General features: G+C 62.4%; 18 protein-coding genes. 10 read left to right on the forward strand and 8 right to left on the reverse strand.

Annotation, left to right across the window (positions count from 1 at the left end):
• Window positions 1–145 precede the first annotated feature (145 nt).
• The gene (locus KW568_RS13760; RefSeq protein ID WP_003253910.1) at window positions 146–976 is read left to right on the forward strand and encodes an undecaprenyl-diphosphate phosphatase; all 831 of its coding nucleotides are present in this window, start codon (window positions 146–148) and stop codon (window positions 974–976) included.
• Window positions 969–1,382, forward strand: a complete 414-nt coding sequence (locus tag KW568_RS13765; RefSeq protein ID WP_003253909.1) for a DUF1294 domain-containing protein — start codon at window positions 969–971, stop codon at window positions 1,380–1,382. The genes KW568_RS13760 and KW568_RS13765 overlap by 8 nt, the downstream gene beginning before the upstream one ends.
• 58 nt (window positions 1,383–1,440) lie before the next feature.
• Here KW568_RS13765 and KW568_RS13770 read toward each other — a convergent pair whose 3' ends face one another.
• Window positions 1,441–1,800, reverse strand: coding sequence for an MmcQ/YjbR family DNA-binding protein (locus KW568_RS13770; protein ID WP_012052560.1), 360 nt, complete (start codon window positions 1,798–1,800; stop codon window positions 1,441–1,443).
• Entirely contained in the window at window positions 1,793–2,695 is a 903-nt protein-coding gene (locus KW568_RS13775) for a LysR substrate-binding domain-containing protein (RefSeq protein ID WP_003253907.1), read from the reverse strand. The genes KW568_RS13770 and KW568_RS13775 overlap by 8 nt, the downstream gene beginning before the upstream one ends.
• A 133-nt stretch (window positions 2,696–2,828) precedes the next feature.
• On the opposite strand from KW568_RS13775, the gene KW568_RS13780 reads away from it, so the two are divergent.
• Window positions 2,829–3,440, forward strand: a complete 612-nt coding sequence (locus KW568_RS13780; protein ID WP_003253906.1) for an FMN-dependent NADH-azoreductase — start codon at window positions 2,829–2,831, stop codon at window positions 3,438–3,440.
• A gap of 68 nt (window positions 3,441–3,508) precedes the next feature.
• Here KW568_RS13780 and KW568_RS13785 read toward each other — a convergent pair whose 3' ends face one another.
• The 3 genes from KW568_RS13785 to KW568_RS13795 form a co-directional block, all read right to left on the reverse strand.
• Entirely contained in the window at window positions 3,509–4,711 is a 1,203-nt protein-coding gene (locus KW568_RS13785) for an NAD(P)/FAD-dependent oxidoreductase (protein WP_004577468.1), read from the reverse strand.
• A gap of 80 nt (window positions 4,712–4,791) precedes the next feature.
• Window positions 4,792–5,391: a helix-turn-helix domain-containing protein gene (locus KW568_RS13790; protein ID WP_003253904.1), complete on the reverse strand. Its 600-nt coding sequence runs from the start codon at window positions 5,389–5,391 to the stop codon at window positions 4,792–4,794.
• Between the two features lie 39 nt (window positions 5,392–5,430).
• On the reverse strand, window positions 5,431–7,383 hold the full coding sequence (locus KW568_RS13795) for an FAD-dependent oxidoreductase (RefSeq protein ID WP_004577469.1): 1,953 nt from the start codon (window positions 7,381–7,383) through the stop codon (window positions 5,431–5,433).
• Window positions 7,384–7,556: 173 nt separating this feature from the next.
• On the opposite strand from KW568_RS13795, the gene KW568_RS13800 reads away from it, so the two are divergent.
• From KW568_RS13800 to KW568_RS13825, 6 genes are all read left to right on the forward strand, one after another.
• The gene (locus tag KW568_RS13800; protein ID WP_004577470.1) at window positions 7,557–8,600 is read left to right on the forward strand and encodes an ABC transporter substrate-binding protein; all 1,044 of its coding nucleotides are present in this window, start codon (window positions 7,557–7,559) and stop codon (window positions 8,598–8,600) included.
• Between the two features lie 22 nt (window positions 8,601–8,622).
• Window positions 8,623–9,378: a class II aldolase/adducin family protein gene (locus KW568_RS13805; RefSeq protein ID WP_004577471.1), complete on the forward strand. Its 756-nt coding sequence runs from the start codon at window positions 8,623–8,625 to the stop codon at window positions 9,376–9,378.
• 162 nt (window positions 9,379–9,540) lie between these two features.
• Complete coding sequence (locus tag KW568_RS13810; RefSeq protein WP_003253899.1) at window positions 9,541–10,425, forward strand: EamA family transporter; 885 nt, start codon at window positions 9,541–9,543, stop codon at window positions 10,423–10,425.
• Window positions 10,426–10,495: 70 nt separating this feature from the next.
• Window positions 10,496–10,816, forward strand: coding sequence for a YbjQ family protein (locus KW568_RS13815; RefSeq protein ID WP_003253898.1), 321 nt, complete (start codon window positions 10,496–10,498; stop codon window positions 10,814–10,816).
• 138 nt (window positions 10,817–10,954) lie between these two features.
• On the forward strand, window positions 10,955–11,143 hold the full coding sequence (locus KW568_RS13820) for a hypothetical protein (protein ID WP_003253897.1): 189 nt from the start codon (window positions 10,955–10,957) through the stop codon (window positions 11,141–11,143).
• Window positions 11,144–11,284: 141 nt separating this feature from the next.
• Window positions 11,285–11,596: a hypothetical protein gene (locus tag KW568_RS13825; protein WP_010953779.1), complete on the forward strand. Its 312-nt coding sequence runs from the start codon at window positions 11,285–11,287 to the stop codon at window positions 11,594–11,596.
• 46 nt (window positions 11,597–11,642) lie between these two features.
• Here KW568_RS13825 and KW568_RS13830 read toward each other — a convergent pair whose 3' ends face one another.
• Window positions 11,643–11,975: a hypothetical protein gene (locus tag KW568_RS13830; RefSeq protein ID WP_003253895.1), complete on the reverse strand. Its 333-nt coding sequence runs from the start codon at window positions 11,973–11,975 to the stop codon at window positions 11,643–11,645.
• A 300-nt stretch (window positions 11,976–12,275) separates the two neighbouring features.
• Window positions 12,276–13,418 (reverse strand): class C beta-lactamase, encoded by a 1,143-nt coding sequence (gene ampC, locus KW568_RS13835; RefSeq protein WP_004577472.1) that lies wholly within the window; start codon window positions 13,416–13,418, stop codon window positions 12,276–12,278.
• 107 nt (window positions 13,419–13,525) lie between these two features.
• Here ampC and KW568_RS13840 point away from each other — a divergent pair, with 107 nt between their 5' ends.
• Window positions 13,526–14,527: a bile acid:sodium symporter family protein gene (locus KW568_RS13840; RefSeq protein ID WP_033727087.1), complete on the forward strand. Its 1,002-nt coding sequence runs from the start codon at window positions 13,526–13,528 to the stop codon at window positions 14,525–14,527.
• A gap of 238 nt (window positions 14,528–14,765) precedes the next feature.
• Here the strand turns inward: KW568_RS13840 and mobA are convergent, their stop codons facing one another.
• A complete protein-coding gene (gene mobA, locus KW568_RS13845; protein WP_004577474.1) occupies window positions 14,766–15,341 on the reverse strand; it encodes a molybdenum cofactor guanylyltransferase MobA in 576 nt (191 codons plus the stop codon).
• Window positions 15,342–15,374: the final 33 nt, after the last annotated feature.

The following is a 15,374-nucleotide window of genomic DNA, read 5'->3' on the forward strand; positions in this document are numbered from 1 at the left end:
GCAAGATGAAACCTTTAACAGGCATGAACTTTTCCGCTGGCGTTGCGCCCAACAGTCGCTGTAAAACAGCCGGGCCGTGTAAGGCAATTTCAAGCAAATCAAGAACAAGGGGCCTGCGACAAGCAGCGCTCCATCCGGGGGAATGATGGATTTTTGGACTGCCTTCCAGGCAATCATCTTAGGCGTGGTCGAAGGGCTGACGGAGTTTCTGCCGATCTCCAGTACCGGTCACCAGATTATCGTCGCCGACCTGATCGGTTTTGGCGGCGAACGGGCCATGGCTTTCAACATCATCATTCAGCTGGCGGCGATCCTGGCGGTGGTGTGGGAGTTTCGCAGCAAGATTTTCGAAGTGGTCTTCGGCCTGACCCACCAGCCCAAGGCGCGCCGATTCACGGGCAACCTGCTGCTGGCGTTCATGCCGGCGGTGGTCCTGGGTGTGCTGTTCGCCGACCTTATTCACGAATACCTGTTCAACCCCGTCACCGTGGCGGCGGCTTTGGTGGTGGGGGGCGTCATCATGCTCTGGGCCGAGCGCCGTGAGCACCGCGTGGAGGTGGACCATGTGGACGACATGCGCTGGAGCCATGCGCTGAAAATAGGCTTCATCCAGTGCCTGGCGATGATCCCGGGCACGTCGCGCTCCGGTTCGACCATTATCGGTGGCCTGCTGTTCGGCCTGTCGCGCAAGGCAGCGACCGAGTTCTCGTTCTTCCTGGCAATGCCGACCATGGTCGGTGCGGCGGTATATTCGGGCTATAAATACCGTGACTTGTTCCAGCCCGGCGATCTGCCGGTGTTCGCGCTCGGCTTCGTGACTTCGTTCATCTTCGCCATGATTGCCGTACGGGCGTTGCTCAAGTTCATTGCCAACCATAGTTACGCGGCATTTGCCTGGTATCGCATTGTGTTCGGCCTGTTCATTCTGGCGACCTGGCAGTTCGGTTGGGTCGACTGGTCCACGGCACATGGCTGAGGCGCTGCGTGGGCAACGGGCTGAAGGCGTGCGCAATGTGCGCCTGAAGCTGCTGCTGTTGGGCGTGCTTTGCCTGTTGCCCGGCCTGGGGGCGGCGCGCATGGCCTGGAACGATCAGGCCTGGTGGCCGTTGGCGTTGTACCCGGCCATGAGCCTGATCAGCCTGTTGCTGTATTGGCAGGACAAGCAGCAGGCACGTAACCAGGCCTGGCGTACACCCGAGAAAGTGCTGCATGCCAGCGAGTTGCTCGGTGGTTGGCCGGGGGCGCTGTTGGCGCAGCAGCTGTTTCGGCACAAGACCCGCAAGGTGTCGTTCCAGTTGGTGTGCTGGGGGATTGTGCTGCTGCACCAGGTGTTCTGGGCAGACTGGCTGTTTCTTGACGGGCGTTATCTGCCCCTTGGTTGATGTGCAGTTGTGCCGGCCTCTTTGCGGGTAATGCCGCGAAAGGGCCGGTACAGGTAGATCACATGACCAACCCCACCTGCAACCGCTTGGGCAACCGACGCACGACCAGCTGGTGCGACCGCTGCAACACATCACACAGTTCATCACGCCCCATGGGGTAGGGCGGCGCCATGCTGACCCATCGCGCCCGCGCCAGGTAAGGCGCCGGCCGTATCCCGGGGCGATCGCAATAACCCAGAAACAGCTCGTCGGCTACCTTGAACGACAACCCGGCACCCGCCAGGTCGAGCACCGCGAACATCTTGTTTTCGGCCACCGAAAACACTCGGATGCCGCCCCATTTGTAGTCTTCCCGCGCCCCCGGCAGGCTCAGGCAAAATGCCGCCACCTGGGCCTCGCTCATCTTCCGTTCAGACATACCGCTCTCCACAAGCCTCGAATGACGCCGCCAGGTGATCGATCCACACTCGGACCGCAGGCAGCAGGCCGCGCCGGTGTGGGTAAACCGCCTGCAGGTAGCCACCCGGCAGCGACCAGTCTGGCAGCAGGCGCACCAGTTCGCCGCGTTCCAGTTCCTCTTCACAGAACATGCTGGGCAGCGCAGTGAACCCCAGCCCGGCACGTACAGCAGCGTTACGTACTACGAAATCATCGATCGCCAAGCGTGGCTCCAGCGCTATTTCCTGCTGCTTGCCATGGGGGCCGAACAGGCGGAAGTGTACCAGCCGGTCCGCTTCGGCTGCGCCCAGCACGGGCAATGATGCCAGCTCGCCCGGTTCGCGAATGTGGTCGGCAAAACCGGGTGCAGCCACCAGTTGCATTTGTGCCTGGCGCAGGCGGCGGGTGACCAGGGCCGGGTCTTCGTCGCCCAGGTCGCGTACGCGCAACGCTACGTCAATGCCTTCGGAAATCAGGTCGACCCGGCGGTTGAGCAATACCATGTCCAGTTGCACCAGCGGGTACTGCTCGAGAAAGCGGCTGATCACATCCGGCAGGAAGGCGTGTGCCAGTGCCACCGGGCAGGAAACCCGCAAACGCCCGCGCGGTTCACTGCTCATGCTGGCCACGGTTTCGTCGGCGGCTTCGGCCTCCAGCAGCATGGCCTGACAATGATGCAAGTAACGTTCACCTACTGCGGTGAGCTTGAGTTGCCGTGTGGTGCGCTGCAACAGGCGTGTGCCCAGGCGCTCTTCGAGCTCGGCGATACGCCGCGACAGGCGCGACTTGGGGATACCCAGCTGGCGCCCGGCGGCGGCGAATCCGCCGGCTTCGACGACGCGCGCGAAGTAGAAGAGGTCGTTGAGGTCTTGCATGGGCATGTCTCACTGTTCCATCTGTGGGACAAACTAACGCATTTTTGCTGACTTATCAGCTATTGATCACTTCGATAGGATTCTCCCCATCGTGATCGCCCACAGATGCGGTCTTCACTCACAGGAGAGTCCCATGAAACTGTTGCACATCGATTCGAGCATCCTGGGCGACAATTCCGCCTCGCGTCAGCTAAGCCGCGAAGTGGTCGAAGCCTGGAAGGCTGCAGACCCCAGCGTTGAGGTGGTTTATCGCGACCTGGCTGCCGATGCCATTGCCCACTTCTCCGCCGCCACCCTGGTCGCTGCAGGCACCCCTGAAGACGTACGCGACGCAGCCCAGGCTTTCGAAGCCAAGCTGAGCGCCGAGACGCTCGAAGAGTTTCTGGCTGCCGATGCCGTGGTGATTGGCGCGCCAATGTACAACTTCACCGTGCCGACCCAGCTAAAAGCCTGGATTGACCGTGTGGCCGTCGCCGGCAAGACCTTCAGCTACACCGAAGCCGGCCCGCAAGGCCTGTGCGGCAACAAGAAAGTGGTGCTGGTTTCCACCGCGGGTGGCCTGCACGCTGGCCAGCCGACTGGCGCCGGGCATGAAGACTTTCTGAAAGTGTTCCTGGGCTTCATCGGTATTACCGACCTGGAAATCGTCCGGGCCCACGGCCTGGCCTATGGCCCGGAGCAGCGCAGCCAGGCGATTGATGCTGCACAGGCGCAGATTGCCAACGAGCTGTTTGCGGCTGCCTGATCAAGGGAGCGGTTGGTTGCAAGCGTGGCCCTGTCGAGGGACAAGGCCACTCCAACCTGTAGAAGCGTTCAGGCTACCGGAATAAGCGGATCAGCTGCTGCCAAGGCTGCTGCACGGTCAGCCGCTGGCGGATAAATCCACACTGAATTGATCTGGCGCTTCAGCGCCTTGGCTTCGGCCTTGTCCTCCGGTGGCGAAACCTCACGGTCCCATCCTTCGGTGTACACCGCGCCCCAGGCCCCCAGGTCCAGGCACGTCACGTACTTGGGCTGGCTGTAAGCCATTGGTGCTACGCCAAGCAACTCGGCAGCGGCATTGTTGCCCGCATGGCGCCCCAGCGGAATCGCATGTTGGCACGACATCACGGCATGATTGCCAAGCTCGTCACAGGTGGCGTAAGCCACGTCTCCAGCTGCATACACGGCATCATTGCCCTTGACCTTCAGGTTGCCATCGACATGCAAGCGGCCGCGGTTGTCGCGCTCGCCGCTGATCTGTTCGGTGAGCGGGTTGGCCTTGAAGCCAACCGTCCAGACCACCGTGCTGGCGTCGATACGCTGGCCGTTGTCCAACTGCACACCGGCAGGGTCCACCGAAACCACCGTGGCACCGCAAACCCACTCCACGCCCAGGGCCTCGCATGCCTGCTCGATGGCTGGGCGAATGCCGTTACCCAAGGCTGCACCAATCCTGGCGCCGCGGTCGATTACCACTATGCGCAACGCGGCGTCTTCACCCAGTATCGCGCGCAAGCGGGCCGGCAATTCGGTGGCCGTCTCGATGCCGGTAAAACCGCCCCCGGCTACCACCACGGTATTGCGTGCCGGCGTGTTCGGCAGGCTGGCCAGTGACTTCAGGTGGGTTTCCAGGCGTGCGGCGCTGTCGAGCTTGTCGACGTCGAAGGCATGCTCGATGCCGACCATGTCAGGGCGCTCGAGCTCACTGCCGCAGGCCATGATCAGGCGGTCATAGGGCAGGGTGCAGCGAGTGCCGCTGCGGGTGCGATAGCCCACGCGGCGGGCCGCTTCATCGATGTGGTATGCCGTGCCCTGCACGAAACGGACATTGACAGCGTCGAACAGCGCCTGCAGGGGGGCGGCCAGGGTATGCGCGTCTGGCTCGTAGAAGCGCGGACGCACATGCAGTTCAGCCTGGGGGGCGAGCAAGGTGACCTCGACGCCCTTGCTGCCGTTGAGGTCAAGCTGGCGGATGGCGCTGAGTGCGCTCCACAGGCCGGCAAAGCCCGCACCAATGATCAGGATCTGCTTCATGGTTGTGCTCCTTTGAAGTTCGGTGGACAAGGTAGACCGTATTGCCGGTCAACGGTGTTACCAGTGCTTGCCGGAGTGCTTCAGAATGTTGGCGGTGTGATCACCCAGATCACCACGGCATCCACTTCACCGGGGTTGCCGTAGCGATGGGGTTCATGGCTCGAGAAGCTGAAGCTGTCGCCTTCACTCAGCTGGAAATGCCGCTCGCCCACCCACAGCTCAAACGTGCCGCTGAGCAGGTAACCGGCTTCTTCGCCGTCGTGGCTGTAGCTTTGCTGGCTGTAAGTACCTGGCGGGAAACGTGAGTGCAGCATCTCCAGCTGGCGGTTGGGCTGGGGAGTGAGCAGTTGATCGACGATGCCATCTTCGTAATGCACGCTCAGGCGGCTGTTGCGCCGCACCACATAGCCTTGGTCTTCGGGCGCGGTGGTGGCTTCGCTGGCGAAGAACCACTGGATGGTCACGCCCAGGCTGCGGGCGATATTGAACAGCGCCGGGATCGACGGGTAGGAGAGGTTGCGCTCCAGCTGGCTGATGTAGCCTGCGGTCAGTTCACTGTGTGCGGCCAGCTCCGCCAAGGTCATGCCGCGGCGCTTGCGCAGGCCGCGGATGCGGGTGCCGAGGAACTGCGGCGCGGCGCCCCCGGGTTCGCTGGCGGTGGGCTGGGAGGGTTGGCTCATGCGCGTCGGTCCATCGCAAAAGCCGCAGTATGTACAGCCTCAGAGTGCCCAGGCAACCGTCAGGCCATCGTGAATCGCTTCTTCGGCTGTGCGCGGCGCCAGGCAGTCGCCAATCCGCCGTACGTCCACCACACCTGCCAGTTCAGTGGCCAGGCGGTCTTGCGGTTGATGCCCCATGCACAGCACCAGGGTGTCGATGCCTTCGAAGATCATCGGATCGCCGCTGGCGGTGTGCTGCAAATACACCGTGTTGTCGTCGCTGCCATACAGACGTGCGTATGGGGTGACAGGGATACCCAGGCGATGCAGCTCGCCGGCCAGTTGGTCACGTACATAAAGCGGCAGGCTCTCGCCGCAATGAGTGCCGTTGACCGCCAACTGGACCTGATGACCTTCGCGCACCAGGCGTTCGGCGATACCGGGGCCGATCCAGTCACAGCGCCAGTCGATCACCAGCACCGAACGCCCCGGTTTCACCTCATTGCGCAGCACTTGCCAGGCGTCCACTACCTGAAGCTCGCCGGTACGCTCGAACGCCGGCCAGTAGGGGGTGGCGCCGGTAGCGGCAATGACCAGATCAGGGCGCTCACGTTCGACCAGCGCGCGGTCGACCCGGGTGTTGCGCACCACTTCTACACCTGCCAGGGCCATTTCCCGTTGCAGGTTGGTGCTGGCACCCCCGAACTCGCTACGCCGTGGCAGTAGCTGGGCCAGCAGCACCTGCCCACCGAGCTGCGGGCCCGCCTCGTACAGCGTGACCTGGTGCCCGCGCGCGGCGGCCACGGCGGCGGCCTTCATGCCGGCAGGCCCGCCGCCGGCGACCATTATGCGCTTGGGCGAGGAAGTGGGCGTGAGGTGCCCGTACTGCAACTCACGCCCGGTTTCCGGGCGCTGGATGCAGGAAATGGGCAAGCCACGATGGAAATGGCCGATGCATGCCTGGTTGCAGGCGATGCAGGCGCGCACGTCTTCGACCTGGCCGCGTTCGGTCTTGCCTGGCATCGACGGATCGCAGATCAGCGCCCGGGTCATGCCGCACACATCAGCCTGGCCGCGGGCCAGGATCAGCTCGGCTTCCTGGGGCTGGTTGATGCGCCCGGTGACGAACAGGGGGATAGCCAGCTGTTGCTTGAAGGTGCCAGCCTCGCGGGCCAGGTACGCCGGTTCGATGGCCATTGGTGGCACGATATGGACCGCGCCACCCAGCGAGGCCGAGGTACCGGCGACGATATGCAGGTAGTCGAGTTGGCCCTGCAAGGCCACGGCAGCAGCCAGTGACTCGTCTTCACTCAGGCCCTGGCTGTCGCGCTCGTCAGCGCTGATGCGCAGGCCAATGATGAACTGCTCATCGGTGGCAGCGCGCACCGCGGCCAGCACTTCGCGCAAGAACCTCAGGCGCTGATCCAGGTCACCGTTGTAGCCATCACTGCGTAGGTTCACCCGGGGGTTGAGAAACTGCGCGGGCAGGTAGCCATGGCTGGCCACCACCTCGACGCCATCCAGGCCGGCCTGGTGCAGGCGGCGTGCGGCGCCGGCATAGCCCTGGACGATTTCGTCGATCATTGCCTGGTCCAGCGCCCGTGGCATCACCCGGAAGCGCTCATTGGGCACCGCAGAGGCCGAGTAGGCTACCGCCAACAGGCCGTCTGCCGATTCCATGATCTCCCGCCCAGGGTGAAACAGTTGCGACAGCACCACGGTGCCGTGCGCGTGGCAGGCCTCGGCAAGCTGGCGGTAGCCGTCGATGCAGGCATCGTCCGTGGCCATTAGCACATGCGAGGTGTAGCGGGCACTGTCGTGCACCCCGGCGACCTGCAGCACGATCAGGCCAACGCCGCCGGCAGCGCGGTCGCGCTGGTAGGCGATCAGTTTGTCGTTGACCAGGTTGTCGGTGGGCAGGCAGGTGTCGTGCCCGGTGGACATGATGCGGTTTTTCAAACGTTTGCCGCGGATCTGCAAGGGCTCGAACAGGTGTGGGAAGGCGGTCTGCATACAGGCGGCTCCGGTACGGTGTTGTTATTTTTCTATCAAAGTGTAGCGATAGTAAAAAATCAACTTGTTTTTTTACTGGTGTCTGTCTAGGTTTTCCTCACTCGCATGGCGAGGGTGTGACCTCAAAACAACAAGAAAACGGGCCCGTCGGGCACCGCCAGGAGGAAACTACGATGCAGCTATATCCACGTGTGACCGGCCTTTGTGCAACCTTGCTGGCCCTTGGCCTGGGCACTGCGCAAGCTGCGCAGCAGATGGTTGTGGTCGGTTATGGCGGCGCGGGCCAGAAGGCCCAGGAGGAGGCGATTTTCAAGCCCTTCGTCGCCCAGGACGGCAGCCAGCTGATCCAGAGTGAATACAACGGTGAAATGGCGCGGATCCAGGTCATGGCAGACACCGGCAACGTCGATTGGGATGTGGTGCAGATCGAAGGCCCTGACTTGATGCGCGGCTGCGACGAGGGGATCTACGAGCACCTGGACTGGCAGCGCCTGGGCCATGCCGCCGAACTGATCCCGGCAGCCGCACAGGATTGTGGGTCGGCCGCGCTGGTCTGGAGCGTGGCTATTGCCTACGACCGCAGCAAGCTGGCCCAGGCGCCGGCGTCGTGGGCCGACTTCTGGGACGTCGACAAGTACCCTGGCAAGCGCGGCCTGCGCAAACGTGCGGTGTACAACCTGGAATTCGCGCTGTTGGCTGACGGGGTCAAGGTCGAGGACGTATACCGGGTATTGTCCACGCCGGCAGGTGTCGAGCGGGCCTTCGCCAAACTCAGCGAACTCAAACCCCATATCCAGTGGTGGGACGCCGGCGCTCAACCCGCGCAATGGCTGGCAGCCGGTGACGTGGTGATGACCTCCACCTACAGCGGACGAATTGCGGTGGCGGCGCAGCAGGGCAGCCCGTTGGCCGTGGTATGGCCTGGCAGCCTGTACGGTATGGACTATTGGGCGATCATCAAAGGCTCGCGGCATGTCGACCAGGCCAAGCGGCTGATTGCCTATGCCAATCAGCCGGATACCCAGGTGCGGTATGTACAACAAATCCCCTATGGGCCAACCAATACCCAAGCTGCGGCCAGGCTTGACCCGGCGCTGGCCAACTGGGTACCCACTTCGCCACAGAACCTGCAAGGGGCGCTGGCCATGAACGTGGAATTCTGGGTCGATCATGGCGAAGAACTGGAGCAACGCTTCAACGCCTGGGCCAGCAAATAGCGCTCAGTAAAGGGGCAACAAGATGACTGAAACGGAACTAAGCCTGCGTCGGGAGCTGGCTGCCTGCTACCGGCTGATCGCGCACTTTCGCATGAGCGATCTCATCTTCACGCATATCTCCTTGCGCCTGCCTGGGCCGGAGCACCATTTCCTGATCAACCCGTATGGCCTGCTCTTCGAGGAGATCACAGCGTCCAGCCTGGTGAAGATCGACCTGCAGGGGCGGCCGGTGGGGGCTGCCCGTCACCCGGTCAACCCGGCCGGGTTCGTCATTCACAGTGCCATTCACGCTGCCCGCGAGGATGCCCAATGCGTGCTGCACACCCACACCCGCGCAGGTTGCGCGGTGGCCGCACTGGAATGTGGCCTGCTGCCGGTCAACCAGATGTCCATGGAGTTTTACGGCAATGTGGCTTACCACGCCTACGAGGGCGTCGCGCTGGACATGGATGAACAGCAACGGCTGGTGGCCGACCTGGGCAACAAGCCGGTGATGATGCTGCGCAACCATGGCCTGTTGACCACGGGGCGCAGTGTGGCTGAAGCCTTCTTGCGCATGTACTACCTGGAGAAGGCTTGCGAGATCCAGTTAGCGGCGCAAAGTGCTGGGCAACTGGTATTGCCGACGACCGAAGTGTGCGTGCGTACCGAACGGCAGTTCAACGCGCCGGGGACAGGGTTGAAGCAGGGGGAACTGACCGACCCGGATGCGCTGCAATTGGCGTGGGCGGCGTTGTTGCGAATGTTGGAAAAGGTGGCGCCTGGTTATCAGGATTGAACCTGTGCTTGCTGATTTGGCAGTTAGTCGTCCAAACGACAGCGGGCAGACGGAACAGTCACTGTAGTGCAACCATTGGTTTCAACTGTGCTGGTCCTTTCTCAAGGAATACCGTTATGCTGTAACGAAATATGTCTAAAAAGCCTGCAGAAGGAAGTCGCAATGCCACTCAAGGACCTGCTTATCGCCCTGGTGGTGATTGTCGCCTGGGGCGTCAACTTTGTGGTCATCAAGGTTGGCCTCGACGGGCTGCCACCGATGTTGTTGGGGGCATTGCGTTTCTTGCTGGTGGCGTTTCCGGCGATCTTGCTGGTCAGGCGGCCCAAACTGCCGTGGCGCTGGCTGATCGCTTACGGTGCGACCATTTCACTGGGCCAGTTCGCGTTCCTGTTTCAGGCCATGTACAGCGGCATGCCGCCAGGGTTGGCTTCGTTGATCCTGCAGTCGCAAGCCTTTTTCACCCTCGGTTTTGCGGCGTTGTTTCTCGGTGAGCGGCTGCGCCTGGCCAGCGTGCTGGGGCTGCTGGTGGCGGCCGGCGGCTTGGCACTGATCGGCAGCGAAGACGGCGGCCATGTGCCCATGCTGGCGTTGGTGCTGACCCTGTGTGGCGGTGCAATGTGGGGCCTGGGCAACATCATTACCCGGCGGTTCGGCTCGGTCGACCTGGTCGCGTTGGTGATCTGGGGTGGGCTGATCCCGCCACTGCCATTCCTGGCACTGTCCTGGTGGCTCGAAGGCCCCGAGCGCATTGGCCATGCCTTGGCCAATATCAGTTGGAGTTCGGTGCTGGCCCTGGCGTATTTGGCCTTTGTGGCCACCATGCTCGGCTACAGCCTGTGGAGCAAGTTGCTGTCGCGTCACCCGGCAGGCAAAGTGGCGCCGTTCTCGCTGTTGGTACCGGTGATTGGCCTGAGTTCGTCGGCGTTGCTGCTGGGAGAGCGCCTGACCGCTACGCAGGGCTGGGGCGCATTGTTGGTGATGGCCGGCCTGCTGGTGAATGTATTCGGTGCGCGCATCGGTCAGCGTTTGCGGGCTGCCAACGCGTAAAGCGCTTAAATCCGCCGACCTGCGCTCTGTTAGAATCGGCCTCTTTTTGCCAGGCCAACGGAGCGCATCCATGATCATTTCCACCACCAGCCAGCTCGAAGGCCGCCCGATTGCCGAATACCTGGGCGTGGTCAGTTCCGAATCGGTGCAGGGCATCAACTTCGTGCGCGATTTCTTTACACGGTTTCGCGACTTTTTCGGTGGCCGCTCACAAACCCTGGAAAGCGCGCTGCGCGAGGCCCGGGAGCAGGCCACTGAAGAACTCAAGGCCCGGGCACGACAGTTGCAAGCCGATGCGGTAGTGGGGGTGGATTTTGAGATCAGCATGCCGTCGGTACAGGGCGGCATGGTCGTGGTATTTGCCACCGGCACGGCAGTACGCCTGAAGTAAAGCCTTTTGCCATTGGTCGGCTGCAAGGTTCTTGTCCGGTCGGTCCGCAAATGACCAGCTAGTCTCACTTTCACAGGCCGCGTTTCCTGGGCAACTTGTCTGGTTGCCGACGCGACCGCCACTGGAGGGAGACTGGGCATGAGCGAATCCTTTTTCGAAGACCTGAACGACGCGTTCCCGATCAACAGCCAGGTGCGTTGCGGCCAGGCGGCATTTCGCCTGGGTTTCGCCCACATGACGCTGGATGATTCCGAACAGCTCCAACCTGCACATTTGCAGCGCAGCAAAAAAGGCCGCTTCATGCCGCGGGTACCGCTCAAGAAGTGATCCCGTGCCTGCACACGCCCCGCCCAACGGCGGGGTTTTTATTGCCATTCGTTGATCCGCCTCATGGTATTGCCCGGTAGCGCTCGCCGGATGGCCCGGCCTGTGGTTTTCTGACGCGGCATTCCAGCAACGGAGGATTGAATGCTCATGCGAGTCAGGGAAGAAACCTATTGGCAGTGGGCCGACGCACAGTTGCACAGCCGCTGCCACGACGAAGCACTTAGCGACGGCACCACACTGGACGTGCAGGTGCGCTTGTCGCGCCTGGGGGCGACGCAGCTGTTTCTGGGGTTGTACGCCGGGGATGGGCGGGCGTTGCTGGAAGAGTATTACCCTGCGCTGCCGGGCGAGACCATGACCCGTGCGCTGGTGTGGGGTGTCGACCGCGCCCGGGCGATGGCAACAGGCGCCTTGCCTTTGCCGGAAACCCGTCTGCAGCGGCGCCAGGCATGAAAAAGCCCGGCCTATGCGGGCCGGGCTCTGGTAAGGGTGCGAACCCTCAATTTAGCGGTTCGATCACCTTGACTGCCTGCTGCTCACGGGCAGCGGGCCATTCTTGTTGCAGGGTCTGCAGCACGCGGCCAACGAATTCGGTGTCGGCGGCGGCTTTCTTGCCGACGTAGCCTTGGCCACGGCGGTAGACCTTGAAGCGGGCACGCATGCTGGGCAGGTGCTCTTCAAATTCATCTTCGACGGTGTTCGGTGGCAGGCGGTCGAGGCGCACTTCACCGGTTTGGCTAACCCACAGCAAATGGTCGTCAAGGCTGTCCTTGCGCACGGCGAACAGCTGGGCCAATTGGTCGATAGTCGGATTGTTGTTCAAGTTCATCATAAAGCCCCCATTACCCATTCATAGGTGATTTTCACAGTTGGCGCTATCACGGTGTAGCGCACTACCAAGGCTGCTACAGCAGCATCGCAACAGGGGCTTTCTCACGCTGCCTTTTGGACAGTTTCCCTCTCCACGGACGGCCTGCGTTACCGCGCAGGCCGTCTGGAACACCCTTGCCACCGCTCCCGATCGGGGAGACGGCTTCATCATGCCCAAGCGCGATGAACGGCGTCAACCATTTTGTAGTGAATATTTTTGCTCACTACATTCTGTCGTTTTGTCCGACAATCAACGCGAGCGTTATAAGCCGGAAAGGATGTCGAAGGCGGCTTGCACCCGCGCCTGGTTGGGGTAATTCCGATTGGCCAGCAGCACGACTGCCAGCTGTTCTGCCGGCACGAACGCGGCGTACGCGCCGAAGCCGTTGGTGGCGCCGGTCTTGTTGTACCAGGCTGCCGGTAGCGCGGGCAGGGCCGGCTGCAAGCGAGTGGTGGCCTGCGGTTCGCGGATCAGCCGTGGGCTGTTGCCATCGATCAGTGTGCTCAGCGTGACCGGGTAGGGGTAGCGTTCCCAGCCCAGGCCTTGCGTCATGCCGCCAACCTGGAAATAGCCCTGCTGGGTAATGGCGGTGGCTTTCACCAGGGCCGGTGGCAGGCCCTGCGGCTGCATGTGCAACCGCACATAGCGCAGCAGGTCGCTGGCGCTGGTTTTGATGCCGTAGGCCTCATCGGCGTAGGGGCCGGGCCCTACACGCACCGGCTTGTCGTCGGCGTCATACCCTTGGGCATAAAGCCCCTGGGCGCTGGCCGGAACCTGAAGGTAGGTATTTTTCAGGCCCATCTTCGTCAGCAGGCCCTCACTCATCAGCGTGGAAAACGGTTCATGCTGCGCACGGGCAGCCAGGTCACCGAACAACCCCAGGCTGGGGTTGGAGTAGCAGCGCTGGGTGCCGGGTTTGGCGCGAGGTTGCCAGTGGCGGAAGAAATCGACTACCTGCTGCGGTGTTTGCACGGTGTCGGGGAACTGCAGTGGCAGGCAGTCGGCGCTATAAGCGCCCAGTTCCAGCACCGTCGCGTCGCCGATGGGGACGCCGGCCAGTGCCGGGTGATAGCGCTTGGCCGGGGCCTCGAGGTCAAGCTTGCCCTCGGCGCTGGCAAGCGCGGCCAGGGTGGCAGTGTAGGTCTTGCTCAGCGAACCGATTTCGAACAGCGTATCGCGGCTGACCGGTACGTTGTCGGCCTTGCTGGCCACACCGTAACTGAAGTAATGCGCGTGGTCGCGTGCATAGATGGCCACAGCCATGCCGGTGATGCCTTGTTCCTGCATGAGCGGGCGGATGATCTGGTCGACCTTGGCCTGTAACTGGTCGTCGGCCTGGACGCTGGCATGGCCCAAGGCAAGGGTAATGGCGGCTGCAAGTGCAGCCAGACGTGGGCGGAGCATGGTGAGTCCTTTTTGTGGAACGTGTCCGTTGAGCGATACCGCTCGGGGTTCCGGCGTTAGCGACGGAGAGCCAAAGACCTTATCGTCTGCCCAGCCACCATGACAAGATGGATACAGTGATGAAGTATTTGCGCATGTTATTTGACAATTTCACCTTGGCCTTGCTCGGTGTAGTACTCATCGCCACCGTGCTGCCTTGCGCGGGCGATGGCGCGGTGTATTTCGGCTGGCTGACCAACCTGGCCATCGGCCTGTTGTTCTTCCTGCATGGCGCCAAACTGTCCCGTGAAGCCATCATTGCCGGTGCCGGGCACTGGCGCCTGCACCTACTGGTGTTCTCCTGTACTTTCGTATTGTTCCCGTTGCTGGGCCTGGCGTTCAAACCCCTGTTCGTACCGCTGGTGGGTAACGAGCTTTACCTGGGCATCCTGTACCTGTGTGCCTTGCCTGCAACCGTGCAGTCGGCCATTGCCTTTACCTCGCTGGCCCGCGGTAACGTGCCGGCCGCCATCTGCAGCGCGGCGGCCTCTAGCCTGTTGGGTATCTTCCTCACCCCGTTGCTGGTGATGCTGCTGCTGGGGGCCGGTGGTGATACAGGTTCCGGCCTGGATGCGGTGTTGAAGATCACGTTGCAGCTGCTGGTGCCGTTCGTTGCCGGGCAGGTCGCGCGGCGCTGGATCGGCGCCTGGGTCAAGCGCAATGCGCGCTGGCTCAAAGTGGTGGACCAGGGTTCGATCCTGCTGGTGGTGTACACCGCCTTCAGTGAGGCCGTGGTTACCGGGCTGTGGCACACCGTATCGCCGCAGCACCTGGCGGGGTTGTTCGTGGTGTGCGCAATTCTGCTGGCAGTGGTGCTGTTTGGCACCCGCTTGCTTGGCAAGGCGCTGGGCTTCGACCTTGAGGATCGCATCACCATCCTGTTTGCCGGCTCCAAGAAAAGCCTGGCTACGGGTGTGCCCATGGCCCAGGTGTTGTTCGTGGGCAGTGGCATCGGCGCGATGATCTTGCCGCTGATGCTGTTCCACCAGATACAGCTGATGGTGTGTGCTGTGCTGGCGCAGCGTTATGCAAGCCGCGAGCAGGAGGTGGAGGCTTCGGCGGTGTCGTGAGCGCCTTTGCGTTCCGATTAGATACACTGTTGGCGGTCAAGCTTTTCTGCGGTGCTCAGCGCTGAAAAGCTTGGTCGTATTAAATGGTTGATGGCCGCGAAGAGGCCGTGCCTGCTGGCCAGTTTCCACCCGCCGTTCACCGTTGCAGCCGCCGCCGTATTCGCGGGTAAACCCGCTCCTACAAAGTCACCACAGTTCTGAAGTGTTGTGGCTTACCAGTGGGGGCGGTGTCATGCCCTCAGTCTTGCAGCCGTTCCGGGCTGTTGAAGTTGCTTAGCCGGCGATCGCTCTCGGCGCACTCCAGCCCTTGCACCGCCTCGCGCAGCAAGGCCTTCTGCAAACTCCGCTCACCCGCTGCCCAGGCCTGCTCCAGCACCGGCAACACCCGCTTGGGCAGCACGCTGAACATCGGCTGCCAAAAACCACCCTGACGCACCATTGCCGCGCTGTTACCGGCCACTGCCAGCCGCAGCAGGTCTTCGATCAAGTCGCGATCAACCAGGGGGGCATCGCAGGCCAGCAACACCACCCACGCATGACGTGCCACCTTGAGCCCGGCAATCACCCCCGCCAGCGGCCCGGGGAAGTCGGCTTCTGCATCGCCCACCCACTGGTCGGCGTATGCTCGGTAAGCCGCCTGGTTGCGATTGCAGGAAATCACCAAGTCGTCGCTCAGTGGCCGCACCGCGCGATGAACATGTGCAATTAACGGCTCGCCTTGCCAGTCCACCAGGCCCTTGTCACGGCCGCCCATGCGCTGGCCGCGGCCACCGGCGAGAACGAGGATTGAGCAGGGGGGGAGTGCATCAGGCATGAAAAAGGGTTCCGGGCAGTCATTGCCGGGAAC

Source organism: Pseudomonas sp. HD6515, from assembly GCF_024971855.1.
Taxonomy (GTDB): domain Bacteria; phylum Pseudomonadota; class Gammaproteobacteria; order Pseudomonadales; family Pseudomonadaceae; genus Aquipseudomonas; species Aquipseudomonas alloputida.

Coding starts and splice junctions, on each gene's coding strand:
- KW568_RS13760 (WP_003253910.1), top strand. CDS start 146: ATGGATTTTTGGACTGCCTTCCAGGCAATCATCTTAGGCGTGGTCGAA.
- KW568_RS13765 (WP_003253909.1), top strand. CDS start 969: ATGGCTGAGGCGCTGCGTGGGCAACGGGCTGAAGGCGTGCGCAATGTG.
- KW568_RS13770 (WP_012052560.1), bottom strand. CDS start 1,800: ATGTCTGAACGGAAGATGAGCGAGGCCCAGGTGGCGGCATTTTGCCTG.
- KW568_RS13775 (WP_003253907.1), bottom strand. CDS start 2,695: ATGCAAGACCTCAACGACCTCTTCTACTTCGCGCGCGTCGTCGAAGCC.
- KW568_RS13780 (WP_003253906.1), top strand. CDS start 2,829: ATGAAACTGTTGCACATCGATTCGAGCATCCTGGGCGACAATTCCGCC.
- KW568_RS13785 (WP_004577468.1), bottom strand. CDS start 4,711: ATGAAGCAGATCCTGATCATTGGTGCGGGCTTTGCCGGCCTGTGGAGC.
- KW568_RS13790 (WP_003253904.1), bottom strand. CDS start 5,391: ATGAGCCAACCCTCCCAGCCCACCGCCAGCGAACCCGGGGGCGCCGCG.
- KW568_RS13795 (WP_004577469.1), bottom strand. CDS start 7,383: ATGCAGACCGCCTTCCCACACCTGTTCGAGCCCTTGCAGATCCGCGGC.
- KW568_RS13800 (WP_004577470.1), top strand. CDS start 7,557: ATGCAGCTATATCCACGTGTGACCGGCCTTTGTGCAACCTTGCTGGCC.
- KW568_RS13805 (WP_004577471.1), top strand. CDS start 8,623: ATGACTGAAACGGAACTAAGCCTGCGTCGGGAGCTGGCTGCCTGCTAC.
- KW568_RS13810 (WP_003253899.1), top strand. CDS start 9,541: ATGCCACTCAAGGACCTGCTTATCGCCCTGGTGGTGATTGTCGCCTGG.
- KW568_RS13815 (WP_003253898.1), top strand. CDS start 10,496: ATGATCATTTCCACCACCAGCCAGCTCGAAGGCCGCCCGATTGCCGAA.
- KW568_RS13820 (WP_003253897.1), top strand. CDS start 10,955: ATGAGCGAATCCTTTTTCGAAGACCTGAACGACGCGTTCCCGATCAAC.
- KW568_RS13825 (WP_010953779.1), top strand. CDS start 11,285: ATGCTCATGCGAGTCAGGGAAGAAACCTATTGGCAGTGGGCCGACGCA.
- KW568_RS13830 (WP_003253895.1), bottom strand. CDS start 11,975: ATGATGAACTTGAACAACAATCCGACTATCGACCAATTGGCCCAGCTG.
- ampC (WP_004577472.1), bottom strand. CDS start 13,418: ATGCTCCGCCCACGTCTGGCTGCACTTGCAGCCGCCATTACCCTTGCC.
- KW568_RS13840 (WP_033727087.1), top strand. CDS start 13,526: ATGGATACAGTGATGAAGTATTTGCGCATGTTATTTGACAATTTCACC.
- mobA (WP_004577474.1), bottom strand. CDS start 15,341: ATGCCTGATGCACTCCCCCCCTGCTCAATCCTCGTTCTCGCCGGTGGC.